Annotated in this window: 26 protein-coding genes; 19 read left to right on the top strand and 7 right to left on the bottom strand. The window is 71.5% G+C overall.

Annotated features, from left to right (window positions below; all coding sequences use genetic code 11):
• Positions 1-55: 55 nt before the first annotated feature.
• Positions 56-691, top strand: a complete 636-nt coding sequence (locus HTV45_RS18955; RefSeq protein WP_215207002.1) for an HU family DNA-binding protein — start codon at positions 56-58, stop codon at positions 689-691.
• A 127-nt stretch (positions 692-818) separates the two neighbouring features.
• Here HTV45_RS18955 and HTV45_RS18950 read toward each other — a convergent pair whose 3' ends face one another.
• Entirely contained in the window at positions 819-1,022 is a 204-nt protein-coding gene (locus HTV45_RS18950) for a hypothetical protein (protein ID WP_215207001.1), read from the bottom strand.
• Between the two features lie 9 nt (positions 1,023-1,031).
• On the bottom strand, positions 1,032-1,670 hold the full coding sequence (gene cofC, locus HTV45_RS18945) for a 2-phospho-L-lactate guanylyltransferase (protein WP_215207000.1): 639 nt from the start codon (positions 1,668-1,670) through the stop codon (positions 1,032-1,034).
• Between the two features lie 230 nt (positions 1,671-1,900).
• Between cofC and HTV45_RS18940 the strand changes: the two genes are divergently transcribed.
• The 3 genes from HTV45_RS18940 (at position 1,901) to HTV45_RS18930 (ending at position 4,948) form a co-directional block, all read left to right on the top strand.
• Positions 1,901-2,698: a 1-acyl-sn-glycerol-3-phosphate acyltransferase gene (locus HTV45_RS18940; RefSeq protein ID WP_215206999.1), complete on the top strand. Its 798-nt coding sequence runs from the start codon at positions 1,901-1,903 to the stop codon at positions 2,696-2,698.
• Positions 2,695-3,705: an NAD(P)H-dependent glycerol-3-phosphate dehydrogenase gene (locus HTV45_RS18935; protein WP_215206998.1), complete on the top strand. Its 1,011-nt coding sequence runs from the start codon at positions 2,695-2,697 to the stop codon at positions 3,703-3,705. Before HTV45_RS18940 ends, HTV45_RS18935 begins: the two co-directional genes overlap by 4 nt.
• An 82-nt stretch (positions 3,706-3,787) precedes the next feature.
• Positions 3,788-4,948: a D-alanine--D-alanine ligase family protein gene (locus tag HTV45_RS18930; RefSeq protein ID WP_215206997.1), complete on the top strand. Its 1,161-nt coding sequence runs from the start codon at positions 3,788-3,790 to the stop codon at positions 4,946-4,948.
• 45 nt (positions 4,949-4,993) lie between these two features.
• Here the strand turns inward: HTV45_RS18930 and HTV45_RS18925 are convergent, their stop codons facing one another.
• Together HTV45_RS18925 and HTV45_RS18920 are read right to left on the bottom strand one after the other, a co-directional pair.
• On the bottom strand, positions 4,994-5,503 hold the full coding sequence (locus HTV45_RS18925; RefSeq protein WP_215206996.1) for a DUF3515 domain-containing protein: 510 nt from the start codon (positions 5,501-5,503) through the stop codon (positions 4,994-4,996).
• Between the two features lie 20 nt (positions 5,504-5,523).
• Positions 5,524-5,757 (bottom strand): Lrp/AsnC family transcriptional regulator, encoded by a 234-nt coding sequence (locus tag HTV45_RS18920; RefSeq protein WP_103543226.1) that lies wholly within the window; start codon positions 5,755-5,757, stop codon positions 5,524-5,526.
• 206 nt (positions 5,758-5,963) lie between these two features.
• Here HTV45_RS18920 and HTV45_RS18915 point away from each other — a divergent pair, with 206 nt between their 5' ends.
• On the top strand, positions 5,964-6,929 hold the full coding sequence (locus tag HTV45_RS18915) for a thiamine-phosphate kinase (RefSeq protein ID WP_215206995.1): 966 nt from the start codon (positions 5,964-5,966) through the stop codon (positions 6,927-6,929).
• The gene (gene thiD, locus HTV45_RS18910) at positions 6,926-7,735 is read left to right on the top strand and encodes a bifunctional hydroxymethylpyrimidine kinase/phosphomethylpyrimidine kinase (protein WP_215206994.1); all 810 of its coding nucleotides are present in this window, start codon (positions 6,926-6,928) and stop codon (positions 7,733-7,735) included. The genes HTV45_RS18915 and thiD overlap by 4 nt, the downstream gene beginning before the upstream one ends.
• Positions 7,736-8,026: 291 nt before the next feature.
• Here the strand turns inward: thiD and rpmB are convergent, their stop codons facing one another.
• On the bottom strand, positions 8,027-8,212 hold the full coding sequence (gene rpmB / locus HTV45_RS18905; RefSeq protein WP_003993230.1) for a 50S ribosomal protein L28: 186 nt from the start codon (positions 8,210-8,212) through the stop codon (positions 8,027-8,029).
• A gap of 268 nt (positions 8,213-8,480) precedes the next feature.
• Here rpmB and HTV45_RS18900 point away from each other — a divergent pair, with 268 nt between their 5' ends.
• The 9 genes from HTV45_RS18900 (at position 8,481) to mutM (ending at position 18,169) form a co-directional block, all read left to right on the top strand.
• The gene (locus tag HTV45_RS18900) at positions 8,481-10,172 is read left to right on the top strand and encodes a DAK2 domain-containing protein (protein ID WP_215206993.1); all 1,692 of its coding nucleotides are present in this window, start codon (positions 8,481-8,483) and stop codon (positions 10,170-10,172) included.
• Positions 10,173-10,509: 337 nt separating this feature from the next.
• The gene (gene recG / locus HTV45_RS18895; RefSeq protein WP_215206992.1) at positions 10,510-12,714 is read left to right on the top strand and encodes an ATP-dependent DNA helicase RecG; all 2,205 of its coding nucleotides are present in this window, start codon (positions 10,510-10,512) and stop codon (positions 12,712-12,714) included.
• A 131-nt stretch (positions 12,715-12,845) separates the two neighbouring features.
• Positions 12,846-13,433, top strand: a complete 588-nt coding sequence (gene rsmD / locus HTV45_RS18890; protein ID WP_215206991.1) for a 16S rRNA (guanine(966)-N(2))-methyltransferase RsmD — start codon at positions 12,846-12,848, stop codon at positions 13,431-13,433.
• Positions 13,434-13,459: 26 nt separating this feature from the next.
• On the top strand, positions 13,460-13,939 hold the full coding sequence (coaD, locus tag HTV45_RS18885) for a pantetheine-phosphate adenylyltransferase (RefSeq protein ID WP_215207025.1): 480 nt from the start codon (positions 13,460-13,462) through the stop codon (positions 13,937-13,939).
• Positions 13,940-14,082: 143 nt separating this feature from the next.
• The gene (locus HTV45_RS18880; protein WP_215206990.1) at positions 14,083-15,198 is read left to right on the top strand and encodes a cell division initiation protein; all 1,116 of its coding nucleotides are present in this window, start codon (positions 14,083-14,085) and stop codon (positions 15,196-15,198) included.
• A gap of 149 nt (positions 15,199-15,347) precedes the next feature.
• Positions 15,348-15,992, top strand: a complete 645-nt coding sequence (locus HTV45_RS18875) for a DUF177 domain-containing protein (protein WP_215206989.1) — start codon at positions 15,348-15,350, stop codon at positions 15,990-15,992.
• Positions 15,993-15,994: 2 nt separating this feature from the next.
• Complete coding sequence (gene rpmF / locus HTV45_RS18870) at positions 15,995-16,168, top strand: 50S ribosomal protein L32 (RefSeq protein ID WP_007493396.1); 174 nt, start codon at positions 15,995-15,997, stop codon at positions 16,166-16,168.
• 19 nt (positions 16,169-16,187) lie between these two features.
• On the top strand, positions 16,188-17,009 hold the full coding sequence (gene rnc / locus HTV45_RS18865; RefSeq protein ID WP_215207024.1) for a ribonuclease III: 822 nt from the start codon (positions 16,188-16,190) through the stop codon (positions 17,007-17,009).
• A gap of 299 nt (positions 17,010-17,308) precedes the next feature.
• Positions 17,309-18,169, top strand: a complete 861-nt coding sequence (gene mutM / locus HTV45_RS18860; protein WP_215207023.1) for a bifunctional DNA-formamidopyrimidine glycosylase/DNA-(apurinic or apyrimidinic site) lyase — start codon at positions 17,309-17,311, stop codon at positions 18,167-18,169.
• Here mutM and HTV45_RS18855 read toward each other — a convergent pair.
• Positions 18,142-18,543, bottom strand: a complete 402-nt coding sequence (locus HTV45_RS18855; protein ID WP_215206988.1) for a helix-turn-helix domain-containing protein — start codon at positions 18,541-18,543, stop codon at positions 18,142-18,144. The genes mutM and HTV45_RS18855 overlap by 28 nt on opposite strands.
• A 208-nt stretch (positions 18,544-18,751) precedes the next feature.
• Entirely contained in the window at positions 18,752-20,053 is a 1,302-nt protein-coding gene (locus HTV45_RS18850) for a CAP domain-containing protein (protein ID WP_215206987.1), read from the bottom strand.
• A 176-nt stretch (positions 20,054-20,229) separates the two neighbouring features.
• Here HTV45_RS18850 and HTV45_RS18845 point away from each other — a divergent pair, with 176 nt between their 5' ends.
• The 4 genes from HTV45_RS18845 (at position 20,230) to HTV45_RS18830 (ending at position 26,706) form a co-directional block, all read left to right on the top strand.
• Positions 20,230-20,511, top strand: coding sequence for an acylphosphatase (locus HTV45_RS18845; RefSeq protein ID WP_215206986.1), 282 nt, complete (start codon positions 20,230-20,232; stop codon positions 20,509-20,511).
• Positions 20,512-20,880: 369 nt separating this feature from the next.
• Positions 20,881-21,084, top strand: coding sequence for a hypothetical protein (locus HTV45_RS18840; protein WP_215206985.1), 204 nt, complete (start codon positions 20,881-20,883; stop codon positions 21,082-21,084).
• Positions 21,085-21,358: 274 nt separating this feature from the next.
• On the top strand, positions 21,359-25,093 hold the full coding sequence (locus tag HTV45_RS18835) for an AAA family ATPase (protein ID WP_215206984.1): 3,735 nt from the start codon (positions 21,359-21,361) through the stop codon (positions 25,091-25,093).
• 194 nt (positions 25,094-25,287) lie between these two features.
• Positions 25,288-26,706 carry a sugar porter family MFS transporter gene (locus tag HTV45_RS18830; RefSeq protein WP_215206983.1) on the top strand — a complete coding sequence of 473 codons (1,419 nt, stop codon included), beginning with the start codon at positions 25,288-25,290 and terminating at the stop codon, positions 26,704-26,706.
• The last annotated feature ends 73 nt before the right edge of the window (positions 26,707-26,779 follow it).

The raw sequence follows: 26,779 nt of genomic DNA, 5'->3' as shown, positions 1-26,779 counted from the left end.
ACGTGCGAAAAAGCTTGAACACATTCGTTCTGGCGATGTCTCCGAAGGGGAAGACGTGAACAAGGCGCAGCTCGTAGAAGCGATTGCCGACAAGGTGGGCGGCCGCCAGCAGGCCGCCGAGGCCGTCGACCACGTACTGGACGCCATCGTCCGCGCGGTCGTCTCGGGTGAGCGGGTCTCCGTCACGGGCTTCGGTTCGTTCGAGAAGGTCGACCGTCCGGCCCGTTACGCCCGCAACCCCCAGACCGGCGAGCGGGTGCGGGTCAAGAAGACCTCCGTTCCGCGCTTCCGCGCGGGCCAGGGTTTCAAGGACCTGGTGAGCGGTTCCAAGAAGCTGCCGCGCGGTGGTGAGGTCTCGGTCAAGAAGGCGCCCAAGGGCAGCCTGACCGGCGGCGCTTCCGCGACGGTCAAGAAGGCCGCCGCGAAGAAGACCACGGCCAAGAAGGCCGCCGCGAAGAAGACCACGGCCAAGAAGACGACGGCCAAGAAGGCCGCCACCAAGACGGCCGCGAAGAAGACCCCGGCCACAAAGGCGGCCGCCAAGACCTCGGCGACCGCCAAGACCACCGCCGCGAAGAAGACGACGGCCAAGAACGCCCCCGCGAAGAAGGCGACGGCTAAGAAGGCCCCCGCCAAGAAGTCGACCGCGCGCAAGACCACCGCCAAGAAGACCACCGCCCGCAAGAAGTAGCGGTCGCTCCCGCCGGGCGGACGCCCAGCCCCTTCGGGCAAGCGATCCTCACGCACCGGGCCGGACTCCCCCGGGAGTCCGGCCCGCGGTGTGTCCAAGGCCGGAGGAAGCGCCGGCGGGCAGCCGGTCAGAACGTCTGAAGCGTCACCAGCGTGATCCGCCGGGCCTCGCCCTCGCCCGCGGTCTCGATGCGCACCCGCTGCCCCGGACGCAGGAGTCGCAGGCCCCCCGCGTCGAACGCCGGGGCCTCGAAGGGCACCGGGGTGCCGTCGTCCAGAAGCACCTGACCGCTGCGGCTGTCGGGGTCGTAGGTGTACGCGGTGGCCTGCATGACGGCAGCCTACTGCTCTGTTGTCAGCAGCCGCGCGGCGACCGCGGCCGTGCGGGGGCCCACCCCCAGGGCCAGCGCCGCCCGCAGATCGTCCCCGGTGTCCACGTCCTGCCGTACGGAATCCACCGCCCCCGGGAACAGTTCCACCGCCCCGGACGCCCGGTGCCGGGCCCGGGATCCGGACCCGAAGAAGGGGCGCAATTCCCCGCCCCGGCTCACGGCCAGCAACGTCGTACCGAAAGCGGCGGCATCGGCGAGAAAAGCGCGCGGAAACGCGGCCGCCGAATCGAGAACACGGGCCAGTTCGGGTGGACGGAGGGCCGGCAGATCGGCGTTGAGTGCGGCGACGGATGCCCCGGGACGGGAGGAACCCGCCGCGGCCGCGCCATGCGCGAGCGCCGCGTTCAGTCCGTCGCGCGGCTGGTCGGTGAGGATGTCGGCGCCCAGCGCCGCCAGCTCGCGGGAGGCCAGGGAGTCGTTGGTGACGACCACCACGTCGCGCACCGCCGGGCATGCCAGCGCGGCCGCCACCGTGTCCTGGGCGAAGGCGAGCGCGAGGCCCGGACGCAGCCCGTCGTCCGCGGTGTCCGAGAGCCTGCTTTTGGCCTGGGCCAGCGGCTTCAGGGGTACCACCAAGGTCCACTGCACGAGTGTTACGTCCCTCTCTTGTCGCGGCCATTGTCACCCGGAGCACGGGGTGGGAACGGGGCCGGGGGAGGGGTGCGAAGCTCCTTGCGAGGGCGGTGGTGGGAGACGGGCGGGCGTACGGTGTTCTCGACAGACCGGCGGCTCGGGGCGACACTTGTGCGGCCCGTCCGGCCCCCGGGTCCGGGCGCTGGGCCTGTCATGCGACAAGGTCGGAAGAGGAAGGTGTAATCGTGCCGCGCCGCAGAATCGGCTTCTGGTACCGCTTCGCCGCGGTGATCTCCAAACCTCCGCTGGTGGTTCTGCTCAAGCGGGACTGGCGCGGAATGGAGAACATTCCGGCCGAGGGCGGCTTTATCACCGCGGTGAACCACAATTCGCACATCGATCCCTTCGCCTACGGCCACTTTCAGTACAACACCGGACGCGTTCCGCGATTCCTGGCGAAGAGCGGGCTTTTCAACAAGGGATTCATCGGCACCGCGATGCGCGGCACCGGCCAGATCCCCGTCTACCGCGAGAGTTCGGACGCGCTCAGCGCCTTCCGCGCCGCGATCGAGGCGGTGGAACGCGGCGAATGCGTCGCCTTCTACCCCGAGGGCACCCTGACCCGGGACCCGGACGGCTGGCCCATGACCGGCAAGACAGGTGCCGCGCGCGTCGCGCTGCAGACCAGGTGCCCCGTGATCCCGGTCGCCCAGTGGGGCGCCAACGAGTTGCTGCCGCCCTACGCCAGGAAGCCCAGCCTGCTGCCGCGCAAGACCAGCCGGGTGCTCGCCGGACCACCGGTGGACCTCGACCGCTTCTACGACCGGGAGATGACCCCGGAACTGCTGAAAGAGGCGACGGAGGCCATCATGGCGGCCGTCACCCGCCAACTCGAGCTGATCCGCGGCGAGAAGGCCCCCGAGACGCCCTACGACCCGCGCCGGGAGCGGATCGAGCAGCGCGGCAAGACACACAGGCAGACGCGGCAGGACCCGACGCGGGACGCCGCGCCCACCGTGAGGGAAGAAGGGCTGGGCACGTGAGCAAGCCGGTCAAGGCGGCCGTATTCGGCACCGGATCATGGGGGACGGCCTTCGGCATGGTCCTCGCCGACGCGGGCTGCGACGTGGTGCTGTGGGGACGGCGTCCCCAAGTCGCCGAAGCGGTCAACTCCACCCGCACCAATCCCGACTACCTGCCGGGCGTCGAACTCCCGGAGAACCTGCGGGCCACCGCGGACGCCGCCGAGGCCGCGCAGGGCGCCGACTTCACCGTCCTCGCCGTGCCCTCGCAGACGCTGCGCGGCAACCTCGCCGAGTGGACACCGCTGCTCGCGCCCGGGACGGTCCTCGTGTCCCTGATGAAGGGCGTCGAACTCGGCTCAGCCATGCGGATGAGCGAGGTGATCGACGACGTCGCCAAGGTCGGCACCGACCGCATCGCCGTGGTCACCGGCCCCAACCTGGCCCGGGAGATCGCCGCCCGGATGCCCGCCGCCTCCGTGGTCGCCTGCACCGACGAGGCGGTGGCCCAGCGGCTGCAGACCGCCTGCCACACCCCGTACTTCCGCCCGTACACCAACACCGACGTCATCGGCTGCGAGCTGGGCGGCGCGGTGAAGAACGTGATCGGACTGGCCGTCGGCATCGCGGACGGCATGGGACTCGGCGACAACACCAAGGGCTCGCTCATCACCCGCGGCCTCGCCGAGACCACCAGGCTGGGCGTCGCGCTCGGCGCCGACCCGCTGACCTTCTCCGGACTCGCGGGCCTGGGCGACCTGGTGGCCACCTGCTCCTCGCCCCTCTCCCGCAACCACACCTTCGGCACCAACCTCGGCAGGGGACTGACGCTGCAGGAGACCATCGCGGTCACCAAGCAGACCGCCGAGGGCGTCAAGTCCTGTGAGTCGGTACTGGATCTGGCCCGCCGGCACGGCGTCGACATGCCGCTCACCGAGACGGTCGTCGCCATCGTGCACGAGGGCAAGCCCCCGGTGGTCGCCGTCAAGGAGCTCATGTCGCGCAGCGCGAAGCCGGAACGACGCTGAGCGAGGACCCCCGCCGTTCGGCCCACGCGCGGCGTTGCGGGCACTGACTCCCGGCTGTGCCAGCGGGTACTCTCATCGCGATATGAGCACCGAGAACCTCCCCCAGAGCCCCGGACAGCAGCCGCCCCGCAAGCCGCGTGTGGCCGTCGTGTTCGGCGGGCGCAGCTCCGAGCACGGGATCTCCGTGGTCACCGCCGGCGCCGTCCTCAGCGCCATCGACCGGACCAGGTACGACGTCCTGCCGATCGGCATCACCCAGGACGGCCGCTGGGCGCTCACCGCCGACGAGCCGGAACGCATGGCGATCACCGACCGCCGCACCCCCAGCGTGGACGAGATCGCCGAGTCCACGGAAGGCGCCGTGGTGCTCCCCGTGGACCCCGCCGACCGTGAGGTCGTGCACAGTGAGCCGGGCTCGGTGCCCAAGGCGCTGGGCGAGGTCGACGTGGTCTTCCCGGTGCTGCACGGCCCCTACGGCGAGGACGGCACCCTCCAGGGCCTCCTCGAACTCTCCGGCGTCCCCTATGTCGGCTCGGGCGTGCTCGCCTCCGCCGTCGGCCAGGACAAGGAGTACATGAAGCGCGTGTTCACCTCCTTCGGGCTCAAGGTCGGCCCGTACCTGGTGATCCGGCCGCGCGAGTGGGAGCAGGACGAGTCCGCGGCCCGCAAGAAGATCATCGGTTTCGCCGGGGAGCACGGCTGGCCGCTGTTCGTGAAGCCCGCCCGCGCGGGTTCGTCGATCGGCATCACCAAGGTCGACGACCTCTCCGGCCTGGACGAGGCGATCGCCGAGGCGCAGCGGCACGACCCGAAGATCCTGGTGGAGGCGGCACTGCGCGGCCGCGAGATCGAGTGCGGCGTGCTGGAGTTCGAGGACGGCCCGCGCGCCTCGGTGCCCGCCGAGATCCCGCCGCCCGACGCGCACGCGTACTACGACTTCGAGGCCAAGTACATCGACTCCACGCCCGGCATCGTGCCCGCGCCGCTCACCGGGGAGGAGACGGCCGAGGTGCGCCGGCTCGCGGTCGAGGCGTTCGACGCGGCGTCCTGCGAGGGACTGGTGCGCGCGGACTTCTTCCTCACCGAGGACGGCGAGTTCGTGATCAACGAGATCAACACCATGCCCGGCTTCACCCCCATCTCGATGTACCCGCAGATGTGGCAGGCCACCGGGGTGAGCTACCCGGAGCTGGTGGACCGGCTGGTGCAGGCGGCACTGCGCCGGCCGACCGGACTGCGCTGAGCGGCGGACGCACGTTCACGGTCCGTGCGTGCCCTCGCGCGTGTCTCAGGAGGCGATCCCCTCGGGGATCGCCTCCTTCACGGCCGGGGCGAGATCGATCAGGACCCCCGTGCTGTCCCGCCCGTCGGTCACCCGGACCTCCACATAGGCCTCGCGGTTGGCGGTGGTGAAGTGGTACAAGTCGTCGTCCCGCCGCTCCATGAGCCAGTCCACGCCGTCCACCCCGCCCGGCACCGCGTCGGCGTCGCCCCCGTTGGCCACCTCGGGATCGGCCATCTTCGGGGGTCGTTCGACGCCGCACCGCAGTATGATCGCCACGCCGCCCCAGCCCGCGGTCAGTTCGGACGCGGGTTCGGGATCGTCGCGGCTCTCACCGTCCACCTTCGCCGGCAGGGCCTTGTCCAGGTCCTGACACAACTGGGTGACCTTCGCGTCCGGGTCGGGAACCGCCGCGGACGCGCTGTCGTCTGCTGAGGAACAGCCCACGGCGGTGATCAGCACCGCGAGCGCGGAGAGGGCGGACAGTACGGTTCGCCGGTGACGGAAGGAGTTCACCGGCACAGGGTAGACGGGGGCTACAGATGGACGACCGGGCAGGTCAGGGTGCGGGTGATGCCGTCCACCTGCTGGACCTTGGCAACCACCATGCGGCCCAGCCCGTCGACGGTGTCGGCCTGGGCACGCACGATCACGTCATACGGTCCGGTCACGTCCTCGGCCTGGATGACTCCAGGAATCTTGCCGATCAGCTCGGCGACGGTCGACGCCTTGCCGACCTCGGTCTGGATCAGGATGTACGCCTGTACCACGGAACCTCCAGGGCGGCCACGAGGATCATGTGGGGAAAAGGAACGCCACGGTATCGCGTCGCCGCTCGCCGCGGGGAGACCTGCGGGAACCGGGCCTTGCGCGCCGGGGTACAGGCACGAGAGAAGTTGACGGTCATATCGACCGTAGCGAGGACTTCGGAGCCTCGCGACCGGGCACGGACAGGTACAGAAGGGGCGAAAGGGTAATGAAGGGCACTGTTGGTGAGCTCGGTGAGTTCGGGCTCATCAGGGAGCTCACCTCCCGTCTCACCACCACCCCGGCGGTCCGGGTCGGACCCGGCGACGACGCCGCGGTGGTCTCCGCGCCCGACCGCAGGGTCGTGGCCAGCACCGACATCCTGCTGGAGGGCCGGCACTTCCGGCGCGACTGGTCCACGGCCTACGACGTCGGACGCAAGGCCGCCGCGCAGAACCTGGCCGACATCGCCGCCATGGGCGCCGTGCCGACCGCGCTGCTGCTCGGCCTCGTCGTCCCGGCGGAACTGCCGGTGACCTGGCCGAGCGAGCTGATGGACGGCCTGCGCGACGAGTGCCAGGTGGCCGGGGCGGCGGTCGTCGGCGGAGACGTCGTACGCGGAGACACGATCATGGTGTCGATCACCGCGCTCGGCGATCTGCGCAACCAGGAGCCCGTCACCCGCGGCGGAGCACAGCCCGGTGACCTCGTCGCGGTGACCGGCTGGCTGGGCTGGTCCGCGGCCGGACACGCGGTGCTCTCGCGCGGGTTCCGCTCGCCGCGCGCCTTCGTGGAGGCGCACCGGCGCCCCGAGCCGCCGTACCACGCGGGACCGGCCGCCGCCGGGCTCGGCGCCACCGCGATGTGCGACGTCAGCGACGGGCTGATCGCCGACCTCGGGCACATCGCGGAGGCCAGCAAGGTCCGCATCGACATCCGCTCCGGGGCGGTGGACATCCCGTCGCAGATGAACGACATCGGCCAGGCCGTCGGCGTCGACCCGATGCAGTGGGTGCTGACCGGGGGAGAGGACCACGCGATCGTGGCCACCTTCCCGCCGGACGTGAAACTCCCCGCCCGCTGGAAGGTGATCGGCGAGGTGCTCAACCCCTCGGCGCTGCCCCAGGTGACGGTCGACGGGGCGCCCTGGACCAGCCAGGGCGGCTGGGACCACTTCGGGGACATCGAGTCATGAGCGGCCCTACCGCCCCGCCCGGGGTCCTCACCGTGGCCGGCTCCGACTCGGGCGGCGGCGCCGGCGTCCAGGCCGACCTGAAGACGATGCTCGCGCTCGGCGTGCACGGCATGAGTGTGCTCACCGCGGTCACCGCGCAGAACTCCCTCGGTGTGCAGGGCGCCTGGGAACTGCCGGTGGAGGCGGTGCGGGCCCAGTACCGCAGCGTCGTCGACGACATCGGGGTGCGGGCGGTCAAGACCGGCATGCTGTCCTCCGCGGAACTCGTGGAGGCGGTGGCCGACCTGATCGCCGGCACGGACGCGCCGGCGGTGGTCGACCCGGTGGGGGTCTCCAAGCACGGGGACTCCCTGCTGGCGGCCTCCGCGCTGGACTCCGTACGGACCAGACTGCTGCCGGTGGCGACCGTGGCCACGCCCAACCTGGACGAGGTGGCGCAGTTGACGGGCGTACGGGTCGAGTCGGAGTCCGGCCTGCGCGTGGCGGCGCGGGCGGTGCTGGAGTTCGGACCGCGCTGGGTGGTGATCAAGGGCGGCCACCTGTCCGGTGACGCGGTGGATCTGCTCACCGACGGTTCCGAGGAACACTGGCTGCGCGCCCCCCGGCACGACAACCGCCACACCCACGGCACGGGCTGCACCCTGGCCTCGGCGATCGCGTCGGAACTGGCGAAGGGCCGCACCGTGCCGGAGGCGGCGACGGCGGCCAAGGCGTACGTCACCGGAGCGATAGCCGCGGGCTTCCCCCTGGGCACCGGCATAGGCCCGGTGCGCCACGCCTGGAACCTACGGCCCGCATCCCCCTGACCCCATGCCCGCGCGTCGCGTGGTTCCGGTCTGGCCCCCGTGCCCACGCGTCCCGATCACCTGTGCCCCTGCCGCTCTCGGGGGCAGTCGTGCCTCTCCCCGTTCGAGCGGAGCCGGGAGCGGGGGAGGCGCCCCGCACGCGCCGGGCTGCGCACACCACCCCCGGCCCACCCCACCACGCCACCCCACCACGGCCCCCGCGAGCGCACCGCCGCACAGCAAAAAGCCGGCCCACCGAAGTGGGCCGGCCGTTGCGGCGAAACCGGTATGGCCGCGCGCTCAGCGAATGCGTCAGCGCGAGACCTTGCCGGCCTTGATGCACGAGGTGCAGGCGTTCACGCGCTTCGGCGTCCCGCCGACCACAGTACGTACACGCTGGATGTTCGGGTTCCAGCGGCGGGACGTACGGCGGTGCGAGTGCGAGATGTTGTTGCCGAAGCCCGGCCCCTTGCCGCAGACGTCGCAGTTGGCAGCCACGGGTCACTCCAAAGACTTCAGATGCACTTACGGTTGATCCCGGCATGCCGGGATCAAAATCCAGGCTCCGGGGAGCCTTGCGGAATCTGAGTGGCGTTGCCAGGGGGAGAGGCCCGATCGGATCGGGCAACCGGAGCAGCATACAACGGCTGCACCCGTGACACGAAACTACCATGGCAGCTCAGAGGCCCGGCCGCCTCCCTCTTCCGGTGGACAGGGCCCCGAGGTCTACGCTGCGTGCCACGGTCGGCAGCTCAGGGAGGCGCAGGTGGCGCAGGTGCCGCAGACATTCTTCGATGCTCTCGCGGTGCGTTCCTGGTGCGGTCTCGCGCTCGATGCGCTGGGACGGGCCCGGGAAGAGATCGACGCGATCAACGTCTATCCCGTGGCGGACGGAGACACCGGCACCAACCTCTATCTGACGGTCGAGTCGGCGGCCGCCGCGGTGGAGGCGGTGTTCGAGGGCCACGAGGCCGGCGGGAATCCGGGCCCCGGACCCGGGCCGGGGCCGACCCTGGCGGACGCGGTGCACGCGATGGCGCACGGGGCACTGATCGGCGCCCGCGGGAACTCCGGGACGATCCTGGCCCAGCTGCTGCGCGGAATGGCCCAGGTGCTGGCCGGTGACGAGACCGCGGGCCGGGCCGACGGCCGGGGACTGCGGCTCGCCCTGCGACAGGCGGCCGACTCCGCGCGTCAGGCGGTGGCACACCCCGTCGAGGGCACGGTCCTCACCGTCGCCTCGGCCGCCGCCGACGCCGCCGGAGCGGCGGAGGGGGACTGCGGCGCGGTGGCCCGGGCGGCCCACGAGGGCGCTCGGGCGGCGCTGGCCGAGACACCGGACCGGCTGGCGGTCCTGCGCCGCGCGGGCGTGGTGGACGCCGGCGGCAGAGGGCTGGTGGCGGTGCTCGCGGCACTCGTCGCGACGTTCACCGGGGAGACGCCGCGCGACCTCCACGCGCGCGTGGACGCCGGTGCGGGCCCGCACCGCGACGCGGCCGGGTGCGCGGACGGCGCTGCCGTACCGGAGTCCGAAGGACCCGCTTTCGAGGTCATCTACCTGCTGGAGGCCGGGGACACGGCGGTCGCGCGGCTGCGGGAGCGGCTCGACCGGCTGGGCGACTCGCTCGTCGTGGTCGGCGGCGACGGGCTGTGGAACGTCCATGTGCATGTCGACGACGCCGGCGCCGCCGTGGAGGCCGGCGTCGAGGCCGGGCGGCCGTACCGGATCCGGATCACCCACTTCGGTGCCGGGGACGTCCACACCACCGGGGCCGGGCGGGCACCGGGCGAGCGTGCGGAGCGGGCCGTGGTGGCCGTGGTGCCCGGTGAGGGCCTGGCGGAGCTGTACACGCAGGCGGGTGCGACGACCGTGCTCGCGCGCCCCGGGGAGCCGCCCGCCAGCGGCGAGCTCGTCGAGGCCGTACGCCGGGCGCACGCACGCGAGGTCGTGCTCCTGCCCAACGACGCGGAGCTGCGCCACACCGCCGCCGCGGCGGCCGAGCAGGTCCGGGCCGAAGGCGTCAGGGCGGCCCTGATCCCGACCCGTTCCGCGATCCAGGGCATCGCCGCGCTCGCCGTGCACGAACCGGGGCGCCGCTTCGACGAGGACGTGGTGTCGATGACATCGGCGGCGGGCGCGACCCGCTACGCCGAGGTGACCGTGGCGGAGCGGCAGTCCTGGACGATGGCGGGCATCTGCCAGGCCGGGGACATCCTCGGTCTGGTCGACGGGGACGTCGCCGTGATCGGCCAGGACGTCACGGCCACCGCCGAAGCCGTCCTCGACCGCATGCTCGCGGGCGGCGGCGAACTGGTCACCCTGGTCCTCGGCGACGACGCCCCCGAGTCCGTCGCCGCCCATCTGGAGGGCAGGGTCCGTGCGGGGCATCTGGCCGTCGACACGGTGGTCTACCACGGGGGCAGACAGGGTGCCGTGCTGCTGATCGGCGTCGAGTGACCGCCGCCCGCGACCCGCCCGTCGCGGTGGTCGTAGCCGGTGGCGTCGTCTCCCGGTACGCGGCCGTGCGTGCTGACGCGCGGGACCGCGAGGCCCGCTCCCGGACCCCCGGACCGGGCGGCTGCCTCTCGGCAGCCGGAGACGTCGGCGGGCGCCCGGGCCTCCGGGCCGGCGCTGTCAGGTGTCCCGGACATCGGGCACGGCACATCGGAGCGCCGCTCGACACCGCCGGCACCCGTTGCCTCGAACGCGTGAACGGGATCACCCGGGGCCACGGCCGGACACCCGGCCGAAACCGGTGTCCCGCGGCCACGCGTTGTCAGTGCCGTGGTGTCCAATGGATCTCGTGCCCGCACTGGATGAACCCCTGAAAAAGGTGCTCGGCCCCGCCACCGCGAAGGTGATGGCCGAGCATCTCGGCCTGCACACCGTCGGCGACCTGCTCCACCACTACCCCCGCCGGTACGAGGAGCGCGGCCGGCTCACCCACCTCGCCGAGCTCCCCATGGACGAGCACGTCACCGTGGTCGCCCAGGTCGCCGACGCCCGTCTGCACACCTTCGCCTCCGCCAAGGCCCCCCGCGGCAAGGGGCAGCGCCTGGAGGTGACCATCACGGACGGCAGCGGACGGCTGCAACTGGTCTTCTTCGGCGCCGGTGTCCACAAACCGCACAAGGAACTGCTGCCGGGCACGCACGCGATGTTCGCCGGCAAGGTCTCCGTCTTCAACCGTCGTCTCCAGCTCGCCCACCCCGCCTACGAGCTGCTGCGCGGCGATGCAGAGGAGACGGTCGAGACCTGGGCCGGCGCGCTCATCCCGATCTACCCCGCCACCGCCAAGATGGAGTCCTGGAAGATCGGCAAGGCCCTCCAGACGGTGCTGCCCAGCGCCCAGGAGGCCCTCGACCCGCTCCCGGACTCCCTGCGCGAGGACCGCGGACTGCTCCCGCTCCCCGAGGCGCTGCTGAAGATCCACCGCCCGCACACCCCGGCGGACACCGAGGGCGCCAGGGCCCGCCTCAAATGGGACGAGGCCTTCGTCCTCCAGACCGCTCTCGCCCGCCGCCGCCACGCGGACGCGCAGCTCCCCGCCGTCGCCCGCCGCCCGAAGCCCGACGGCCTGCTCACCGCCTTCGACGACCGTCTCCCCTTCACCCTCACCGAAGGCCAGCGGAAGGTCTCCGAAGAGATCTTCGCCGGCCTCGCCGCCGAACACCCCATGCACCGCCTGCTCCAGGGGGAGGTGGGTTCCGGAAAGACCCTGGTCGCCCTGCGCGCCATGCTCGCCGTCGTCGACGCGGGCGGGCAGGCGGCGATGCTGGCGCCGACCGAGGTGCTCGCCCAGCAGCACCACAGATCGGTCACCGAGATGATGGGCGAACTGGCCGAGGGAGGCATGCTCGGGGGCGCGGACGACGCGACCAAGGTGGTGCTCCTGACCGGCTCCATGGGAGCCGCGGCCCGCCGCAGGGCCCTGCTCGACCTGGCCACCGGTGAGGCCGGCGTCGTCATCGGCACCCACGCGCTGATCGAGGACAAGGTGCAGTTCCACGACCTGGGCCTGGTCGTGGTGGACGAGCAGCACCGCTTCGGTGTGGAGCAGCGTGACGCCCTGCGCGGCAAGGGCAGGCAACCCCCGCACCTGCTCGTGATGACCGCCACCCCCATTCCGCGCACGGTCGCGATGACGGTCTTCGGCGATCTGGAGACCTCCGTCCTCGACCAGCTCCCGGCCGGGCGCTCGCCGATCGCCAGCCATGTCGTACCGGCCGCCGACAAGCCGCACTTCCTCGCCCGCGCCTGGGAGCGGGTCCGCGAGGAGGTGGAGAAGGGTCATCAGGCGTACGTGGTCTGCCCGCGCATCGGTGACGAGGAGGACGACCCCAGGGGCGGCAGGAGGAAGCCCCCCGAGGACGAGGCCGGGAAGCGGCCCCCGCTCGCCGTCCTGGAGATCGCCGACCAGCTCGCCAAGGGCCCGCTGCGAGGGCTCGGGGTCGAGGTGCTGCACGGGCGCATGCAGCCCGACGACAAGGACGCCGTCATGCGCCGCTTCACCGCCGGCGACGCGGACGTCCTGGTCGCCACGACCGTCATCGAGGTCGGGGTCAACGTGCCGAACGCCACCGTGATGGTGATCATGGACGCCGACCGCTTCGGCGTCTCCCAGCTCCACCAGCTGCGCGGCCGCGTCGGCCGGGGCTCGGCCCCCGGCCTGTGTCTGCTGGTCACCGAGATGCCGGAGGCGAGCCCGGCCCGGCAGCGCCTGGGTGCCGTCGCCTCCACCCTCGACGGCTTCGAGCTCTCCCGCATCGATCTGGAGCAGCGCCGCGAGGGCGATGTGCTGGGCCAGGCCCAGTCCGGCACCCGTTCCAGCCTGCGCATGCTCGCCGTCATCGAGGACGAGGAGATCATCGCCGAGGCCCGCGAGGAGGCCACGCGGGTCGTCGCCGCCGATCCGGAACTGGAGCACCTGCCCGCCCTGCGCACCGCTCTGGACGCGCTGCTGGACGAGGAACGGGAGCAGTACCTGGAGAAGGGCTGAGCCGCGGCCGTCCCGCAGGGCGGGGGAAGCGCGGGAGCCGTCGCGGCGCAGCGGCGGCCGTTCACCACGCGAGCGGCCGCCGCCCCGGCCTGCCAGACTGAACCGATACATCCCACGACCAAGGAACCCAGATGACCCGCGTGATCGCCGGCAAGGCCGGCGGACGCCTCCTGGCCGTCCCGCCGGGAAACCGCACCCGCCCGACCTCCGACCGGGCGCGCGAGGGCCTCTTCTCCACCTGGCAGTCGCTGCTCGGCGGCCCGCTGGACGGCGAACGCGTCCTCGATCTGTACGCCGGTTCCGGCGCTGTGGGTCTGGAGGCACTGTCCCGGGGTGCCGGAGGCGTCCTGCTCGTCGAGGCCGACGCCCGCGCCGTCCGCACGGTCCGGGAGAACGTGGAGGCGCTCCGACTCCCCGGCGCCGAGGTCAGATCCGGCAAAGCGGAACAGATCATCCGCGGGGCACCCCCGCGGGAGCCGTACGACATCGTCTTCCTCGACCCGCCGTACGCCGAGTCGGACGACGATCTTCGCGAGATCCTGCTCACACTCCGCTCGGGGGGCTGGCTCACGCCGGACGCCCTCGTCACCGTGGAGCGCAGCACCAGAGGCGGGGCATTCGCCTGGCCGCCCGGCTTCGAGGCCATCCGGGCCCGTCGCTACGGCGAGGGAACCTTTTGGTACGGTCGCGCCGCCTCTACGTGCGAAGACGCACGATGACCGGACCGGAGAGCGAGGGATCAACAGTGCGCCGCGCCGTATGCCCCGGGTCATTCGACCCGATCACCAACGGACACCTCGACATCATCGCCCGGGCCTCCCGGCTGTACGACGAGGTCTACGTCGCGGTGATGATCAATCAGTCCAAGAAAGGGCTGTTCGAGATCGAGGAGCGGATCGACCTGATCCGCCGGGTCACCGCCGAGTTCGGCAACGTCCGTGTCGAGGCCTTCCACGGTCTCCTGGTCGACTTCTGCAAGCAGCGCGACATCCCCGCCATCGTCAAGGGCCTGCGCGCGGTGAGCGACTTCGACTACGAGCTGCAGATGGCCCAGATGAACAACGGGCTGTCGGGCGTGGAGACCCTCTTCGTCCCCACCAACCCCACCTACAGCTTCCTGTCCTCCTCGCTCGTCAAGGAGGTCGCGGCCTGGGGCGGCGACGTGGCGCACCTGGTGCCGCCGGAGGTCCTGACGGCCCTCACCGAGCGCCTGCGCAAGGACTGACCGAGCGCCTGCGCAAGGGCTGACCGAGCGCCTGCGCAAGGGCTGACCAGGGCTGTCGACAGGCCGGTGTCCACCGGGCGCCCCGGGGTCGTACAGTCGTCCCGTCCGTCTCCAACACAGCTGTAGAGAGTGGCGAGCACACGGTGGACGTGCAGAAGAAGCTCGACGAGATCGTCGCCGCGGTCTCCGGTGCCCGGTCGATGCCCATGTCGGCCTCGTGCGTGGTCAACCGCGCCGACCTGCTCGCGCTGCTCGAAGAGGTACGCGAGGCGCTGCCCGACTCCCTCGCCCAGGCCCGGGAACTGATCGGCGGCCGGGAGCAGATGGTCGAGCAGGCCCGCCAGGAGGCCGAGCGGATCATCGAGGGCGCCCACGCCCAGCGCGGCTCCCTGATCTCCGACACCGAGATCGCCCGCCGCTCCCGGTCCGAGGCCGACCGGATCCTCGCCGAGGCCCGCAAGGAGGCGGAGGAGGTCCGCGCGGAGGCCGACGAGTACGTCGACTCCAAGCTCGCCAACTTCGAAGTGGTCCTCACCAAGACCATCGGCTCCGTCGGCCGCGGCCGGGAGAAGCTGCTCGGTACGGGACCGGGTCTCGACGAGCAGGGCTACGAGGACGAGGACGCGCCCGAGCGCAGCCACGACCCCGAGACCCTGCGCCGCAGCGCCGACGAGTACGTGGACGTCAAGCTGGGCGCCTTCGAGGCGGTCCTGGCCAAGACCCTGGACGCGGTCGGCCGGGGCCGGCAGAAGCTGCACGGCCGGCTCGCCTCCGACGACCTCGGTGCCCTCGGCGACGACCTCACGTCCGTCCAGCACTCCAGTGACGCCGACTACCTCGCAGGCCTCGCCTCGATTCCCGACCAGGAGGCCCCGCCCAGGCAGCCCGAGCCGCCGCGGCAGGAGCCCCAGCAGCCGTACGCCCAGCCCGAGCCCGCCTCCTACGGCTACCAGCAGCAGCCGGACCCCTACGCCGACTATCAGCAGCAGTACGGCGGTCAGCAGGACCAGTACGGCGGTCAGCAGGACCAGTACGGCTACCAGCAGGCCGACCCCTACGCCGCGTACCAGGGCTACGACGTCCAGCAGCAGGCGTACGACCCGAACCAGGCACAACAGCAGCAGCCCCAGCAGCCCCAGCAGTCGCACCAGGGTCAGCAGGGCCAGCAGGGCTACGCACTGGACGAGACCAGCCTCTTCGACACCAGCATGATCACGCCGGAACAGCTGCGCGCCTACGAGCGCGAGCGGGGTCTGTAGGGGCGGATTGGGCCATGAGCGAAAGGTCCAGTATCCTGGCTCTTCGGTCGCGTGTGCGCTTGCGCTGTCCGCGTATACGCCCGCGATCCGCGCTGCCCGGGATGCCCGTACCGCAGCGCTACCCCTGAGTTCGAAGACCGGAAGCTGGAATGGCCCTGAACGCCCGCCTCGACCACCGCAACCCCCTCGTGTTCGACACACACGAACTGGGGCGGCGTCCTGGCGCGCTGCAGCGCCTGAACCGTACGGTCGACGCTCCCCGGGATCTCGGTCTCGCAGGGGTCATCGGAGTGCCGGAAGGCGCCCCGGTAGAGCTCGGACTCCGGCTCGAGTCGGTCATGGAAGGTGTGCTCGTCACAGGCACCGCCCGTGCCAAGGCCGAGGGGGAGTGCGTAAGGTGTCTGGAGCCGCTGGAGCAGGAGCTCGAAGCGGACTTCCAGGAAATGTTCTCGTACCCTGACGCCGACGACCGGGGCCGCGTGACCGCGGAACCGGGCGACGACGCCGAGGACGACGAGGACAGGCTCTTTCTCGAGGACGGCCTGTTCGACCTCGAGCCGGTGCTGCGTGACGCGGTGGTGCTCGCACTGCCGATGCAGCCGGTGTGCCGGGAAGACTGTCCGGGTCTGTGCTCCCAGTGCGGAGCGCGGCTCGCTGACGACCCGGAACACCACCATGACGCCGTCGATATTCGTTGGGCGGCTTTGCAGGGACTCGCCGGCACCATGCCGGACGGCGAGAAGGACGAGATGAGCGGCGCCGAACCGGGCGTCGACGAGAAGCAGGAGAAGTAGCCGTGGCTGTTCCGAAGCGGAAGATGTCGCGCAGCAACACGCGCCACCGCCGGTCGCAGTGGAAGGCTGCGGTCCCCACCCTGGTTGCGTGCGAGCGCTGCCACGAGCCCAAGCTGCAGCACATCGCGTGCCCGTCTTGCGGCACTTACAACAAGCGCCAGGTCCTCGAGGTCTGAGCGGCTGGTGAGAGGCACTGTGTCCACGCCGAAGAAGAACTCTGCGGACAACCAGGCCTCGTCCCACACGCTTCTGGAAGGGCGGCTCGGCTACGACGTCGAGTCCGCCCTTCTGGTGCGAGCGCTGACCCACCGTTCGTACGCGTACGAGAACGGCGGTCTTCCGACGAACGAGCGGCTGGAGTTCCTCGGGGACTCCGTGCTCGGCCTCGTCGTCACGGACACGCTGTACCGTACCCACCCCGATCTGCCCGAAGGCCAGCTGGCCAAGCTGCGGGCCGCGGTGGTCAACTCGCGTGCGCTGGCGGAAGTGGGCCGCGGGCTGGAACTGGGCTCCTTCATCCGGCTCGGCCGTGGTGAAGAGGGCACGGGAGGCCGGGACAAGGCATCCATCCTCGCCGACACCCTCGAAGCGGTGATCGGCGCCGTCTATCTCGACAAGGGCCTGAACGCGGCGGCGGAGCTGGTGCACCGCCTGTTCGATCCCCTGATCGAGAAATCCTCGAACCTCGGTGCCGGCCTGGACTGGAAGACCAGTCTCCAGGAGCTCACCGCGACCGAGGGACTCGGTGTTCCCGAGTACCTGGTCACGGAGACCGGCCCGGATCACGAGAAAACCTTCACTGCTGCCGCCCGCGTCGGAGGCGTCTCGTACGGCACCGGCACCGGCCGCAGCAAGAAGGAGGCGGAGCAGCAGGCCGCCGAGTCCGCGTGGCGGTCCATCCGCGCCGCGGCGGACGAGCGGGCCAAGGCTGCCGCCGAGGCCGAGGAGGTCGTCCAGGCCGCCGAAGCCGAAGCCTCCGGCAGCCAGGAAGTCGACGCTCCGTCGGCCTCCGCCTGAAGGAAAGCACGACCCGAGCGCCCGTCCCGGTCCCGGGACGGGCGCTCGGCGCGGGTCCTGCCCGGCGGACACGGCCGCGGGACACCGGGAGCGAGCGGAGCCGGGCCGTTGGCCGGGCCGGCTCCGGCAGGACCGGCGAGGCGCTCCCCGCACAGGGGCCCGCCCGGCGCGGCGGCCGAGCACAGGAGCCCGGCCGCCGCCGGCCGGGCCCCGGGCGCCGCCCGCGCCCTTCCCACAGCCGGGGAAGGCGCGCCGGACAGCCCTGGGACACGGGGACACACCGGATGCTGGAGGAGACCATGCCCGAGCTGCCCGAGGTCGAGGTCGTACGGCGCGGACTCGAGCGGTGGGTTGCCCACCGGACCGTCGCCGAGGCCGAGGTGCTGCACCCGCGCGCGGTGCGCCGCCATGTCGCCGGCGGGGAGGACTTCGGGCAGCGGCTCAAGGGCCACCGCGTCGGCGTGCCCAGCCGCCGAGGCAAGTACCTCTGGCTGCCGCTGGAGGACACCGGCCAGTCCGTGCTGGCCCACCTCGGCATGAGCGGTCAGCTGCTGGTCCAGCCGCACTCGGCCCCGGACGAGAAACACCTGCGGGTCCGCGTCCGCTTCACCGACGCCCTGGACACCGAACTCCGGTTCGTCGACCAGCGCACCTTCGGTGGTCTCTCGCTCCACGACAACACCCCCGACGGCCTGCCCGACGTCATCGCGCACATCGCCCGGGACCCCCTCGACCCGCTCTTCGACGACGACGCCTTCCACCACGCTCTGCGCCGCAAGCGGACCACCATCAAGCGCGCCCTGCTCGACCAGTCGCTCATCAGCGGCGTCGGCAACATCTACGCCGACGAGGCGCTGTGGCGCGCCCGGGTCCACTACGACCGCCCGACGGGCGGCTTCACCCGCCCGCGCACCCAGCTCCTGCTCGGCCATGTCCGGGACGTCATGAACGCCGCGCTCTCGCAGGGCGGCACCAGCTTCGACAGCCTCTACGTCAACGTCAACGGCGAGTCCGGCTACTTCGACCGCTCCCTGGACGCCTACGGCCGCGAGGGCCTGCCCTGCCGCCGCTGCGGTACGCCGATGCGCCGGCGGGCGTGGATGAACCGGTCCAGCTACCACTGCCCGAGGTGTCAGCGGGCGCCGCGCGTCTCGTCGTAGCGCTCACGCGCCCGGAGCACGGTGTCCATGCTGTCCTCGACGCAGTGGATGAGGGACAGCAGGCGCTCCGCCACCTCACGTCCCAGCGGAGTCAGTTCGTAGTCCACGCGGGGCGGGTTGGTCGGCTGGGCCTCACGGTGCACCAGGCCGTCGCGCTCCAGCGCGTGCAGCGTCTGGGAGAGCATCTTCTCGCTCACCCCGTCGACGCGCCGGCGCAGTTCGTTGAACCGCAGCGAGCCCTCGTACAGCGCACCCAGGGTGAGTCCGCCCCAGCGACCGGTCACATGCTCCAGCGTCCTGCGCGAGGGACACGCCTTGGCGAACACGCTGAAGGCAAGATCCTGCTCCTCCGGGCCCCGCTCCGTGGTCGTCATGCTCCCAGACTACTGCAGAACAGCGCGTTCCCAAGGGTTGCGCTAACTCGTGGTTAGTTCATGCGGGGGCCGAGGCAGAGTGATCACCCACTCGGCCTCATGACATGCCCCGGAGCGACGAGGCCCACGCCGACGACCCCGGGGGCGGCGGAGGACACCGGGGTCGCGGATGCCCCGGGTCTTGCCCCGGTCCCTGCCGCGGAGTTGCTCAGTAGCCGAAGTTCTGTGTCCACCACGGGCCGCCCGGGCCCATGTGGACGCCCACGCCGAGTGTCTTGAAGTCGCAGTTCAGGATGTTCGCCTTGTGGCCGGGGCTGTCCATCCAGGCCTGCATCACGGCCTCCGCGTCGGCCTGGCCCCGGGCTATGTTCTCGCCGCCGAGGCCGCTGACGCCGGCCGTCTGGGCGCGGTCCCACGGGCTGTCGCCGTCGGGATCGGTGTGGTCGAAGAAGCCGCGCTTCGCCATGTCGTCGCTGAACGCCGTGGCCAGATCGGTCAGCGCGCTGTTCGCGGCGACCGGGCTGCAGCCCACCTTGGCCCGCTCCGCGTTGACCAGCCGGAGCACCTCGGCACCTGCGGCGGCCTCCGCCGACACGGGCCCCGGGTTGTTGGTCTTCTTCTCCGGTTCCGGCGTGGCCTTGCGGGAGGGCGCCTTCTCCGCGCCCCTCTCCGCGGTCCGCTCCGGCGTCACCGCGGGCTTCTCCTTCTCCGGCTCGGTCTTCTCCGGGGTCTTCGGCCGCGTGTCCGGTGTGGAGGGCGTCGCGGACGGCTCGGAGCGGGCCGGCGGGGCGGAGCGGTCGGAGTCACGGCTCGCCGGGCTGCCCGCGTCCCGGCCGGGGGACTCCGCGGGGCCGGAGGTGCCGCCCTGCTCGGTGGGCAGGCTGGTCGCCAGATCCCCGGCCTGCACTTCCTCACCCGGGGCGCTGTCGCCGCCGAGCTTGTAGTTCTCCAGGCCCGGGATCGCGCCGGTGGCCACCGCGACCGTGCCGATGGCCATGGCGGCGGAGACACCGAGCAGACCGGTGCGCACCGGGGTCGCGGCCTTCTTCTTCCGGCGCCGGTGCGCACTCGTGGGCCGTCCGATCTCGTCGGCGGCGAAGCCGTCGGTGGACGCGAAGCCCCGCGCGGAGGTGGACTCCTCCCGGGTGGCGTAGCTGACGCGGGTGGCGAAGCCGTCGTCCGGGACGGGGGCGCTGTCACCGGCGAAGGCATGGCCGGGGCGGTCCTGGACCCTCGGGAAGTCGCCGCCCGGGAAGCCACCGCGGGTGAAGTCGGCGTCGGCGGAGTACGCGGCGGCCTCGTCCGGCGCGTAGAGGTACGCCTCGCTCCTCGCGTACGTCTCGGCGTAGGCCTCCGGGTTGAGGTACGGCGCGGTGCCCATGGTGGGCGGACCGTCCGCCAGGTCGGCCAGGGAGTCCGTACCGACCTCGTAGGGGTGTTCGTGGTGGGTGGCTCCGGCGGCGCGGCCCGTGGCGGCGCGGCCGGCGGCGGAGCGTCGGTGGCGTCCCATGTCCTGGCCTTCCCTCGTCCTGCGGTCGACTCGTCCTCGCGACCAGTCCGAAACTCGATGATCACAAAACTCACACCAACGAGTGAGTTTCATATGAGATTCATGGGTCGGGACGGTACCGCATGGCACCAAGGGGCGGAGTGCCCGGTGTGACTTTGTGCGGTTAGGTTGCGGGCATGAGCGAGGATGTGCGACTGGTCGCCTGGGTGCGGGGGCGTGTCCAAGGGGTGGGTTTCCGCTGGTTCACCCGGGCCAAGGCGCTGGAGATCGGCGACCTGAGGGGTTTCGCTCTCAATCTGGGCGACGGCAGGGTCCAGGTGGTCGCCGAGGGCTCTCGTGAGCGCTGCGAAAGGCTGCTCGACTGGTTGCAGACCGGCGACACGCCCGGACGCGTGGACGGAGTCACCGAGATCTGGGACACACCCCGTGGCGGCTACGAGGCCTTCGCCATCCGCTGATCCGGCCCTCCGGAGCCGGGGGTCCGGGGGCCAGGGGGCCCGTCGTGACCGGCCCCGCGGATATAAACGTCCTGGTGATTGCGGAGAACGGCTTGCCACGGGACGCGTCGGAGGCCAGGATGACCGCCACGTCCCGAGGACCCGCGATGCCGCCGCTCACCGGCCGTGCGCACCCGGTTGTCCGCCAATACGGGGCGTGATCGTGTTGACCCTCAAACTTTTTGGTGAGACGCTGAAAACCCCGCGCACCCCAGCTGTTTGGCATGGCTGAACGGCAGTACAACTCCAGGCCTGCCAAGCACCGCGGGTGCTCATCCCTCACGACCCACACCGCATCGGTCGGTCACTCATTGTGGAGGACCATCCATCATGGCAAAGGCGCTTCTCGGTTACGTCGGCGGCTCCGACCCGCGACTCCTCGCCGAGATGCGACGGCTCCAGCAGCGCGTCCAGGACCTGGAATCCGAGCTCGGACGGATCCAGGCGGAGAAGGACGCGCTGGCGGCTGCCGCTTCTCACGACAGGATCATGGAGAGCGTTGACGCACACCAGGCGGAGCCTGCGCTCACCTGATCACTGCACCGCTCCTCGAACAGCACCAGCAGTGGTCGGGCCCGCCCGTCACCACCGCCAAGCAGTCAGAATGGCAAGGGACGCCCCGGCGTCCCTTCTTTCTTTCCCGCCTCCGGGCCCCGCCCCGGCGCCCACGCCCCCGCGCACGGCGCACGGTGATTGTTGTCCCGCGCATCCTTTCACCGTCTTCAACGTGTGATGTGCCCTGCGCGTTCACCCGCGAAACCGTGCGTTCATGAAAGTGAGACCTGCCCGGCCGGTAAAGTCCGGGTGCGTGCACCTCAAGGCCCTGACCCTCCGCGGCTTCAAGTCGTTCGCCTCCGCGACCACGCTCCGGTTCGAGCCGGGGATCACCTGCGTCGTCGGTCCGAACGGCTCGGGCAAGTCCAATGTGGTGGACGCCCTCAGCTGGGTCATGGGCGAACAGGGCGCCAAGTCGCTGCGTGGCGGCAAGATGGAGGACGTCATCTTCGCCGGCACCACCGGCCGCCCGCCGCTGGGCCGCGCCGAGGTGTCGCTGACCATCGACAACTCCGACGGGGCGCTCCCCATCGAATACGCCGAGGTCACCATCACGCGGATCATGTTCCGCAACGGCGGCAGCGAGTACCAGATCAACGGCGACACCTGCCGTCTCCTCGACATCCAGGAACTGCTCTCCGACTCCGGCATCGGCCGCGAGATGCACGTCATCGTCGGCCAGGGCCAGCTCGACTCCGTACTGCACGCCGACCCCATGGGCCGCCGCGCCTTCATCGAGGAGGCGGCCGGCGTCCTGAAGCACCGCAAGCGCAAGGAGAAGGCGCTGCGGAAGCTGGACGCGATGCAGGCCAACCTCGCCCGTGTGCAGGACCTCACCGACGAACTCCGGCGACAGCTCAAACCGCTCGGCCGCCAGGCCGCCGTCGCCCGGCGGGCCGCCGTCATCCAGGCCGATCTGCGCGACGCGCGGCTGCGCCTGCTCGCCGACGACCTGGTACGGCTGCGCGAGGCGCTGCAGGCCGAGATCGCCGACGAGGCCGCGCTCAAGCAGCGCAGGGAGGCCGCCGAGGCCGAGCTGAGCAAGGCCCTCCAGCGCGAGGCGCTTCTCGAGGCCGAGGTGCGGCGGCTCAGTCCACGGCTGCACAACGCCCAGCAGATCTGGTACGAGCTCTCCCAGCTGGCCGAGCGGGTGCGCGGCACCATCTCGCTGGCCGACGCACGGGTGAAGAGCGCGACGTCCGCGCCCCCCGAGGAGCGGCGCGGGCGCGACCCCGAGGACATGGAGCGCGAGGCCGCCCGTGTCCGCGAGCAGGAGGCCGAACTGGAGGCCGCCCTGGAGGCGGCCGAACGCGCCCTGGAGGACACGGTCGCCCACCGCGCGGAACTGGAACGCGAACTCGCCGCGGAGGAACGGCGCCTCAAGGACGCGGCGCGGGCCATCGCCGACCGGCGGGAAGGGCTCGCCCGGCTCAGGGGACAGGTGGGCGCCGCCCGCTCACGTGCCGCTGCGGCCCAGGCCGAGATCGAGCGGCTGGCCGCCGCGCGGGACGAGGCCCAGGAGCGGGCCGTCGCCGCGCAGGAGGAGTACGAGGCACTCCGGAGCGAGGTCGACGGCCTCGACGCGGGCGACGCCGAACTCGCCGAGCGGCACGACACGGCGAAGCAGCGCCTCGCCGAGGCCGAGACCGCCCTCACCACCGCGCGCGAGGCCATCACCTCGGCGGAACGCGGACGCGCCGCGACCCGGGCCCGCCACGAGACCCTCGCCCTCGGTCTGCGCCGCAGGGACGGCACCGGCGCGTTGCTGGGCGCACGGGACCGCCTCACCGGACTGCTGGGCCCGGCCGCGGAACTCCTGACGGTGACGCCCGGCTATGAGGTCCCGCTCGCTGCCGCGTTCGGCGCGGCGGCGGACGCCCTGGCGGTGACCTCACCGTCCGCCGCGGCCGACGCGATCCGGCTGCTGCGCAAACAGGACGCGGGCCGAGCCGCCCTCCTGGTCTCGGGCCCCGACACCCACGACGCCGGTGAGGCAACAGCCCCTGGGGGCGCGGGGAACTGCGTGCCCGGTCACGGCAGGCCCGCATCCGCTGATCCCTCCGCGGATCGTCCGTCCTCGGCCGGCGGTGCCTCCGTCGGCCCCGGCCTCGCGGCAGCACCCCGCGGGGGCGCGGGGAACCGCGCGACCAGCACCGACGGACCCGCAGCCGCCGAACCCTCCGTCACCGTCCTCCCCGCCGAGCGTCTCGTGAGCGGCCCCGCCGAGATCATGGCGGCCGTACGACGGCTCCTGGCGGGCATCGTCGTCGTCGACACCCTGGAGGACGCCGAGGACCTCGTCTACATCCGCCCCGGCCTCACCGCCGTCACCGCCGAAGGCGACCTTCTCGGCGCCCACTTCGCCCACGGCGGCTCGGCAGGCGCCCCCAGCCTGCTGGAAGTACAGGCGTCCGTGGACGAGGCCGCCGCCGAACTCGCGGAACTGGACCTGCGGTGCGAGGAGCTGACCGGGGCGCAGGAGGCCGCGGCCGGACGGCGCCGGGAGTGCGCGGCCCTCGTCGAGGAGCTCGGCGAGCGCCGCCGGGCGGCCGACCGGGAGAAGTCCTCCGTCGCCCAGCAGCTCGGCCGGCTCGCCGGACAGGCGCGCGGTGCCGCGGGCGAGGCCGAGCGGGCCGGCGCCGCCGCGGCCCGCGCACAGGACGCCCTCGAGAAGGCACTCACGGACGCCGGGGAACTCGCCGAACGGCTCGAGGTCGCCGAGGAGATGCCGTACGAGGAGGAGCCCGACACCTCCGTGCGCGACCGGCTCGCCGCCGACGGGGCCAACGCCCGCCAGACCGAGATGGAGGCCCGACTCCAGGCCCGTACGCACGAGGAGCGGGTCAAGGGGCTGGCCGGACGGGCCGACTCCCTCGACCGCGCCGCCCGCGCGGAGCGCGAGGCACGCGCGCGCGCCGAACAGCGCCGCGCCCGGCTGCGCCACGAGGCGGCCGTCGCCGGCGCCGTGGCCTCCGGCGCCCGGCAGCTGCTGGCCCACGTCGAGGTGTCCCTCGCCCGCGCCGACCGGGAGCGCGCAGCGGCCGAGGCAGCCAAGGCCCGCCGTGAGCAGGAACTCGCCCGTGCCCGCACCGAGGGGCGCGATCTCAAGGCGGAACTCGACAAGTTGACGGATTCAGTTCACCGAGGCGAGGTACTGGGAGCCGAGAAGCGGTTGCGGATGGAGCAACTGGAGACCAAGGCGCTGGAGGAACTGGGTGTCGAGCCGGGGGGACTGGTGTCGGAGTACGGCCCGCACCAGCTGGTGCCGCCCTCGCCCCCCGCCGAGGGCGAAGAGCTGCCGGAGGACCCGGAGCACCCGCGCAACAGGCCCCGTCCCTTCGTGCGGGCCGAGCAGGAGAAGCGCCTGAAGGCCGCCGAGCGCGCATACCAGCAGCTCGGCAAGGTCAACCCGCTCGCCCTGGAGGAGTTCGCGGCGCTCGAGGAACGCCACCAGTTCCTCGGCGAGCAACTGGAGGACCTGAAGAAGACCCGCGCGGACCTGCTCCAGGTCGTCAGGGAGGTCGACGAACGCGTCGAGCAGGTCTTCACCGAGGCCTACCGGGACACCGCGCGGGAGTTCGAGGGCGTCTTCTCCCGGTTGTTCCCGGGCGGCGAGGGCCGGCTGGTGCTGACCGACCCCGACAACATGCTCACCACGGGCGTGGACGTCGAGGCGCGTCCGCCCGGAAAGAAGGTCAAGCGGCTCTCGCTGCTCTCGGGCGGGGAACGGTCGCTGACCGCCGTGGCGATGCTCGTATCGATCTTCAAGGCGCGGCCCAGTCCGTTCTACGTCATGGACGAGGTCGAGGCCGCGCTCGACGACACCAACCTCCAGCGGCTGATCCGGATCATGCAGGAGCTGCAGGAGGCCTCGCAGCTGATCGTGATCACGCACCAGAAGCGGACCATGGAGGTCGCCGACGCGCTGTACGGCGTCTCCATGCAGGGCGACGGCGTGTCCAAGGTCATCAGCCAGCGCCTGCGCTGAAGCGACACACTTTCTTCAAGACGTGAACACCCCATGCTGTGTTGCGACCCCGAAGTCACAACAGGCTGCCTTTTGACTTCAAGAATTGAAGACATATTCTCTCCACTGTTCTTTTTACCTTCAGGTACCTTCCGCTGGACCTCGAAGGGCTGACCCCCCATCCGGCGATGCTGCCGGTGGCCCGAGGAGTACACGTGACCAGCACATCGCAGGCACAGAAGTCAGGAGCCGGGACGGCTCAACCCGAACATCTCGGGCACGTCGTCTTCATCGCGGCGGCGGCCGCCATGGGCGGTTTCCTCTTCGGCTACGACAGCTCCGTGATCAACGGCGCCGTCGAGGCCGTCCGCGACCGCTACGACATCGGCTCCGCCGCGCTCGCCCAGGTCATCGCCGTCGCTCTGATCGGCTGTGCCGTCGGCGCCGCGACCGCCGGCCGGATAGCCGACCGCATCGGCCGGATCCGGTGCATGCAGATCGCCGCCGTCCTGTTCACCGTCAGCGCCATCGGCTCCGCGCTGCCCTTCTCGCTGTACGACCTCGCCTTCTGGCGGGTCGTCGGCGGCTTCGCCATCGGTATGGCCTCCGTCATCGGCCCGGCCTACATCGCGGAGGTCGCCCCGCCCGCCTACCGCGGCCGGCTCGGCTCCTTCCAGCAGGCCGCGATCGTCATCGGCATCGCCGTGTCGCAGCTGGTCAACTGGGGCATCCTGAACGCCGCGGACGGTGACCAGCGCGGCGAGATCATGGGCCTGGAGGCCTGGCAGGTCATGCTCGGTGTGATGGTCGTCCCCGCCGTCCTCTACGGCCTGCTCTCCTTCGTCATCCCCGAGTCCCCGCGCTATCTGATCTCCGCCGGCCGGCAGGAGCGCGCCCGGAAGATCCTCGAAGAGGTCGAGGGCAAGGGCATCGACCTCGACGCCCGCGTCGCCGAGATCGAGACGGCGATGCGCCGCGACGAGAAGTCCAGCTTCAAGGACCTGCTCGGCGGCAGCTTCTTCTTCAAGCCGATCGTCTGGATCGGCATCGGCCTGTCCGTCTTCCAGCAGTTCGTCGGCATCAACGTCGCCTTCTACTACTCGGCGACGCTGTGGCAGTCGGTCGGCGTCGACCCGACGGCCTCCTTCTTCTACTCCTTCACCACATCGATCATCAACATCCTCGGCACGGTCATCGCGATGATCTTCGTCGACCGCATCGGCCGCAGGCCGCTCGCGATCATCGGCTCCGTCGGCATGGTGATCGGTCTCGCGCTGGAGGCCTGGGCCTTCTCCTTCGACCTCGTCGACGGCCAGCTGCCCGCCACCCAGGGCTGGGTCGCCCTGATCGCCGCACACGTCTTCGTTCTCTTCTTCGCCCTGTCGTGGGGCGTGGTCGTCTGGGTGATGCTCGGCGAGATGTTCCCCAACCGGATCCGCGCCGCCGCCCTCGGCGTCGCCGCCGCCGCGCAGTGGATCGCCAACTGGGCCATCACCGCGAGCTTCCCCTCGCTGGCCGACTGGAACCTCTCCGCCACCTACGTGATCTACACGGTCTTCGCCGCGCTCTCCATCCCCTTCGTCCTGAAGTTCGTGAAGGAGACGAAGGGCAAGACGCTGGAGGAGATGGGCTGACCGCCGTCCCGGCGAACCGGGGGGAAGCGGGGTTCAGGTCCGCCGCCCGACCCGGGCACTGCCCGGGTCGGGC

It is taken from the genome of Streptomyces sp. CHD11 (genome assembly GCF_018638295.1).
Classification (GTDB): Bacteria; Actinomycetota; Actinomycetes; order Streptomycetales; family Streptomycetaceae; genus Streptomyces.
The sequence above is the reverse complement of the archived record's forward strand: the minus strand, read 5'-3'. Positions and strand labels throughout refer to the sequence as shown.

Excerpts from the sequence above, each read along its gene's own strand:
- HTV45_RS18950 (WP_215207001.1), bottom strand. The coding sequence starts at position 1,022 with ATGCAGGCCACCGCGTACACCTACGACCCCGACAGCCGCAGCGGTCAG.
- HTV45_RS18930 (WP_215206997.1), top strand. The coding sequence starts at position 3,788 with ATGAGCACCGAGAACCTCCCCCAGAGCCCCGGACAGCAGCCGCCCCGC.
- HTV45_RS18915 (WP_215206995.1), top strand. The coding sequence starts at position 5,964 with ATGAAGGGCACTGTTGGTGAGCTCGGTGAGTTCGGGCTCATCAGGGAG.
- thiD (WP_215206994.1), top strand. The coding sequence starts at position 6,926 with ATGAGCGGCCCTACCGCCCCGCCCGGGGTCCTCACCGTGGCCGGCTCC.
- recG (WP_215206992.1), top strand. The coding sequence starts at position 10,510 with ATGGATCTCGTGCCCGCACTGGATGAACCCCTGAAAAAGGTGCTCGGC.
- rsmD (WP_215206991.1), top strand. The coding sequence starts at position 12,846 with ATGACCCGCGTGATCGCCGGCAAGGCCGGCGGACGCCTCCTGGCCGTC.
- HTV45_RS18875 (WP_215206989.1), top strand. The coding sequence starts at position 15,348 with ATGGCCCTGAACGCCCGCCTCGACCACCGCAACCCCCTCGTGTTCGAC.
- mutM (WP_215207023.1), top strand. The coding sequence starts at position 17,309 with ATGCCCGAGCTGCCCGAGGTCGAGGTCGTACGGCGCGGACTCGAGCGG.
- HTV45_RS18855 (WP_215206988.1), bottom strand. The coding sequence starts at position 18,543 with ATGACGACCACGGAGCGGGGCCCGGAGGAGCAGGATCTTGCCTTCAGC.
- HTV45_RS18850 (WP_215206987.1), bottom strand. The coding sequence starts at position 20,053 with ATGGGACGCCACCGACGCTCCGCCGCCGGCCGCGCCGCCACGGGCCGC.
- HTV45_RS18845 (WP_215206986.1), top strand. The coding sequence starts at position 20,230 with ATGAGCGAGGATGTGCGACTGGTCGCCTGGGTGCGGGGGCGTGTCCAA.
- HTV45_RS18840 (WP_215206985.1), top strand. The coding sequence starts at position 20,881 with ATGGCAAAGGCGCTTCTCGGTTACGTCGGCGGCTCCGACCCGCGACTC.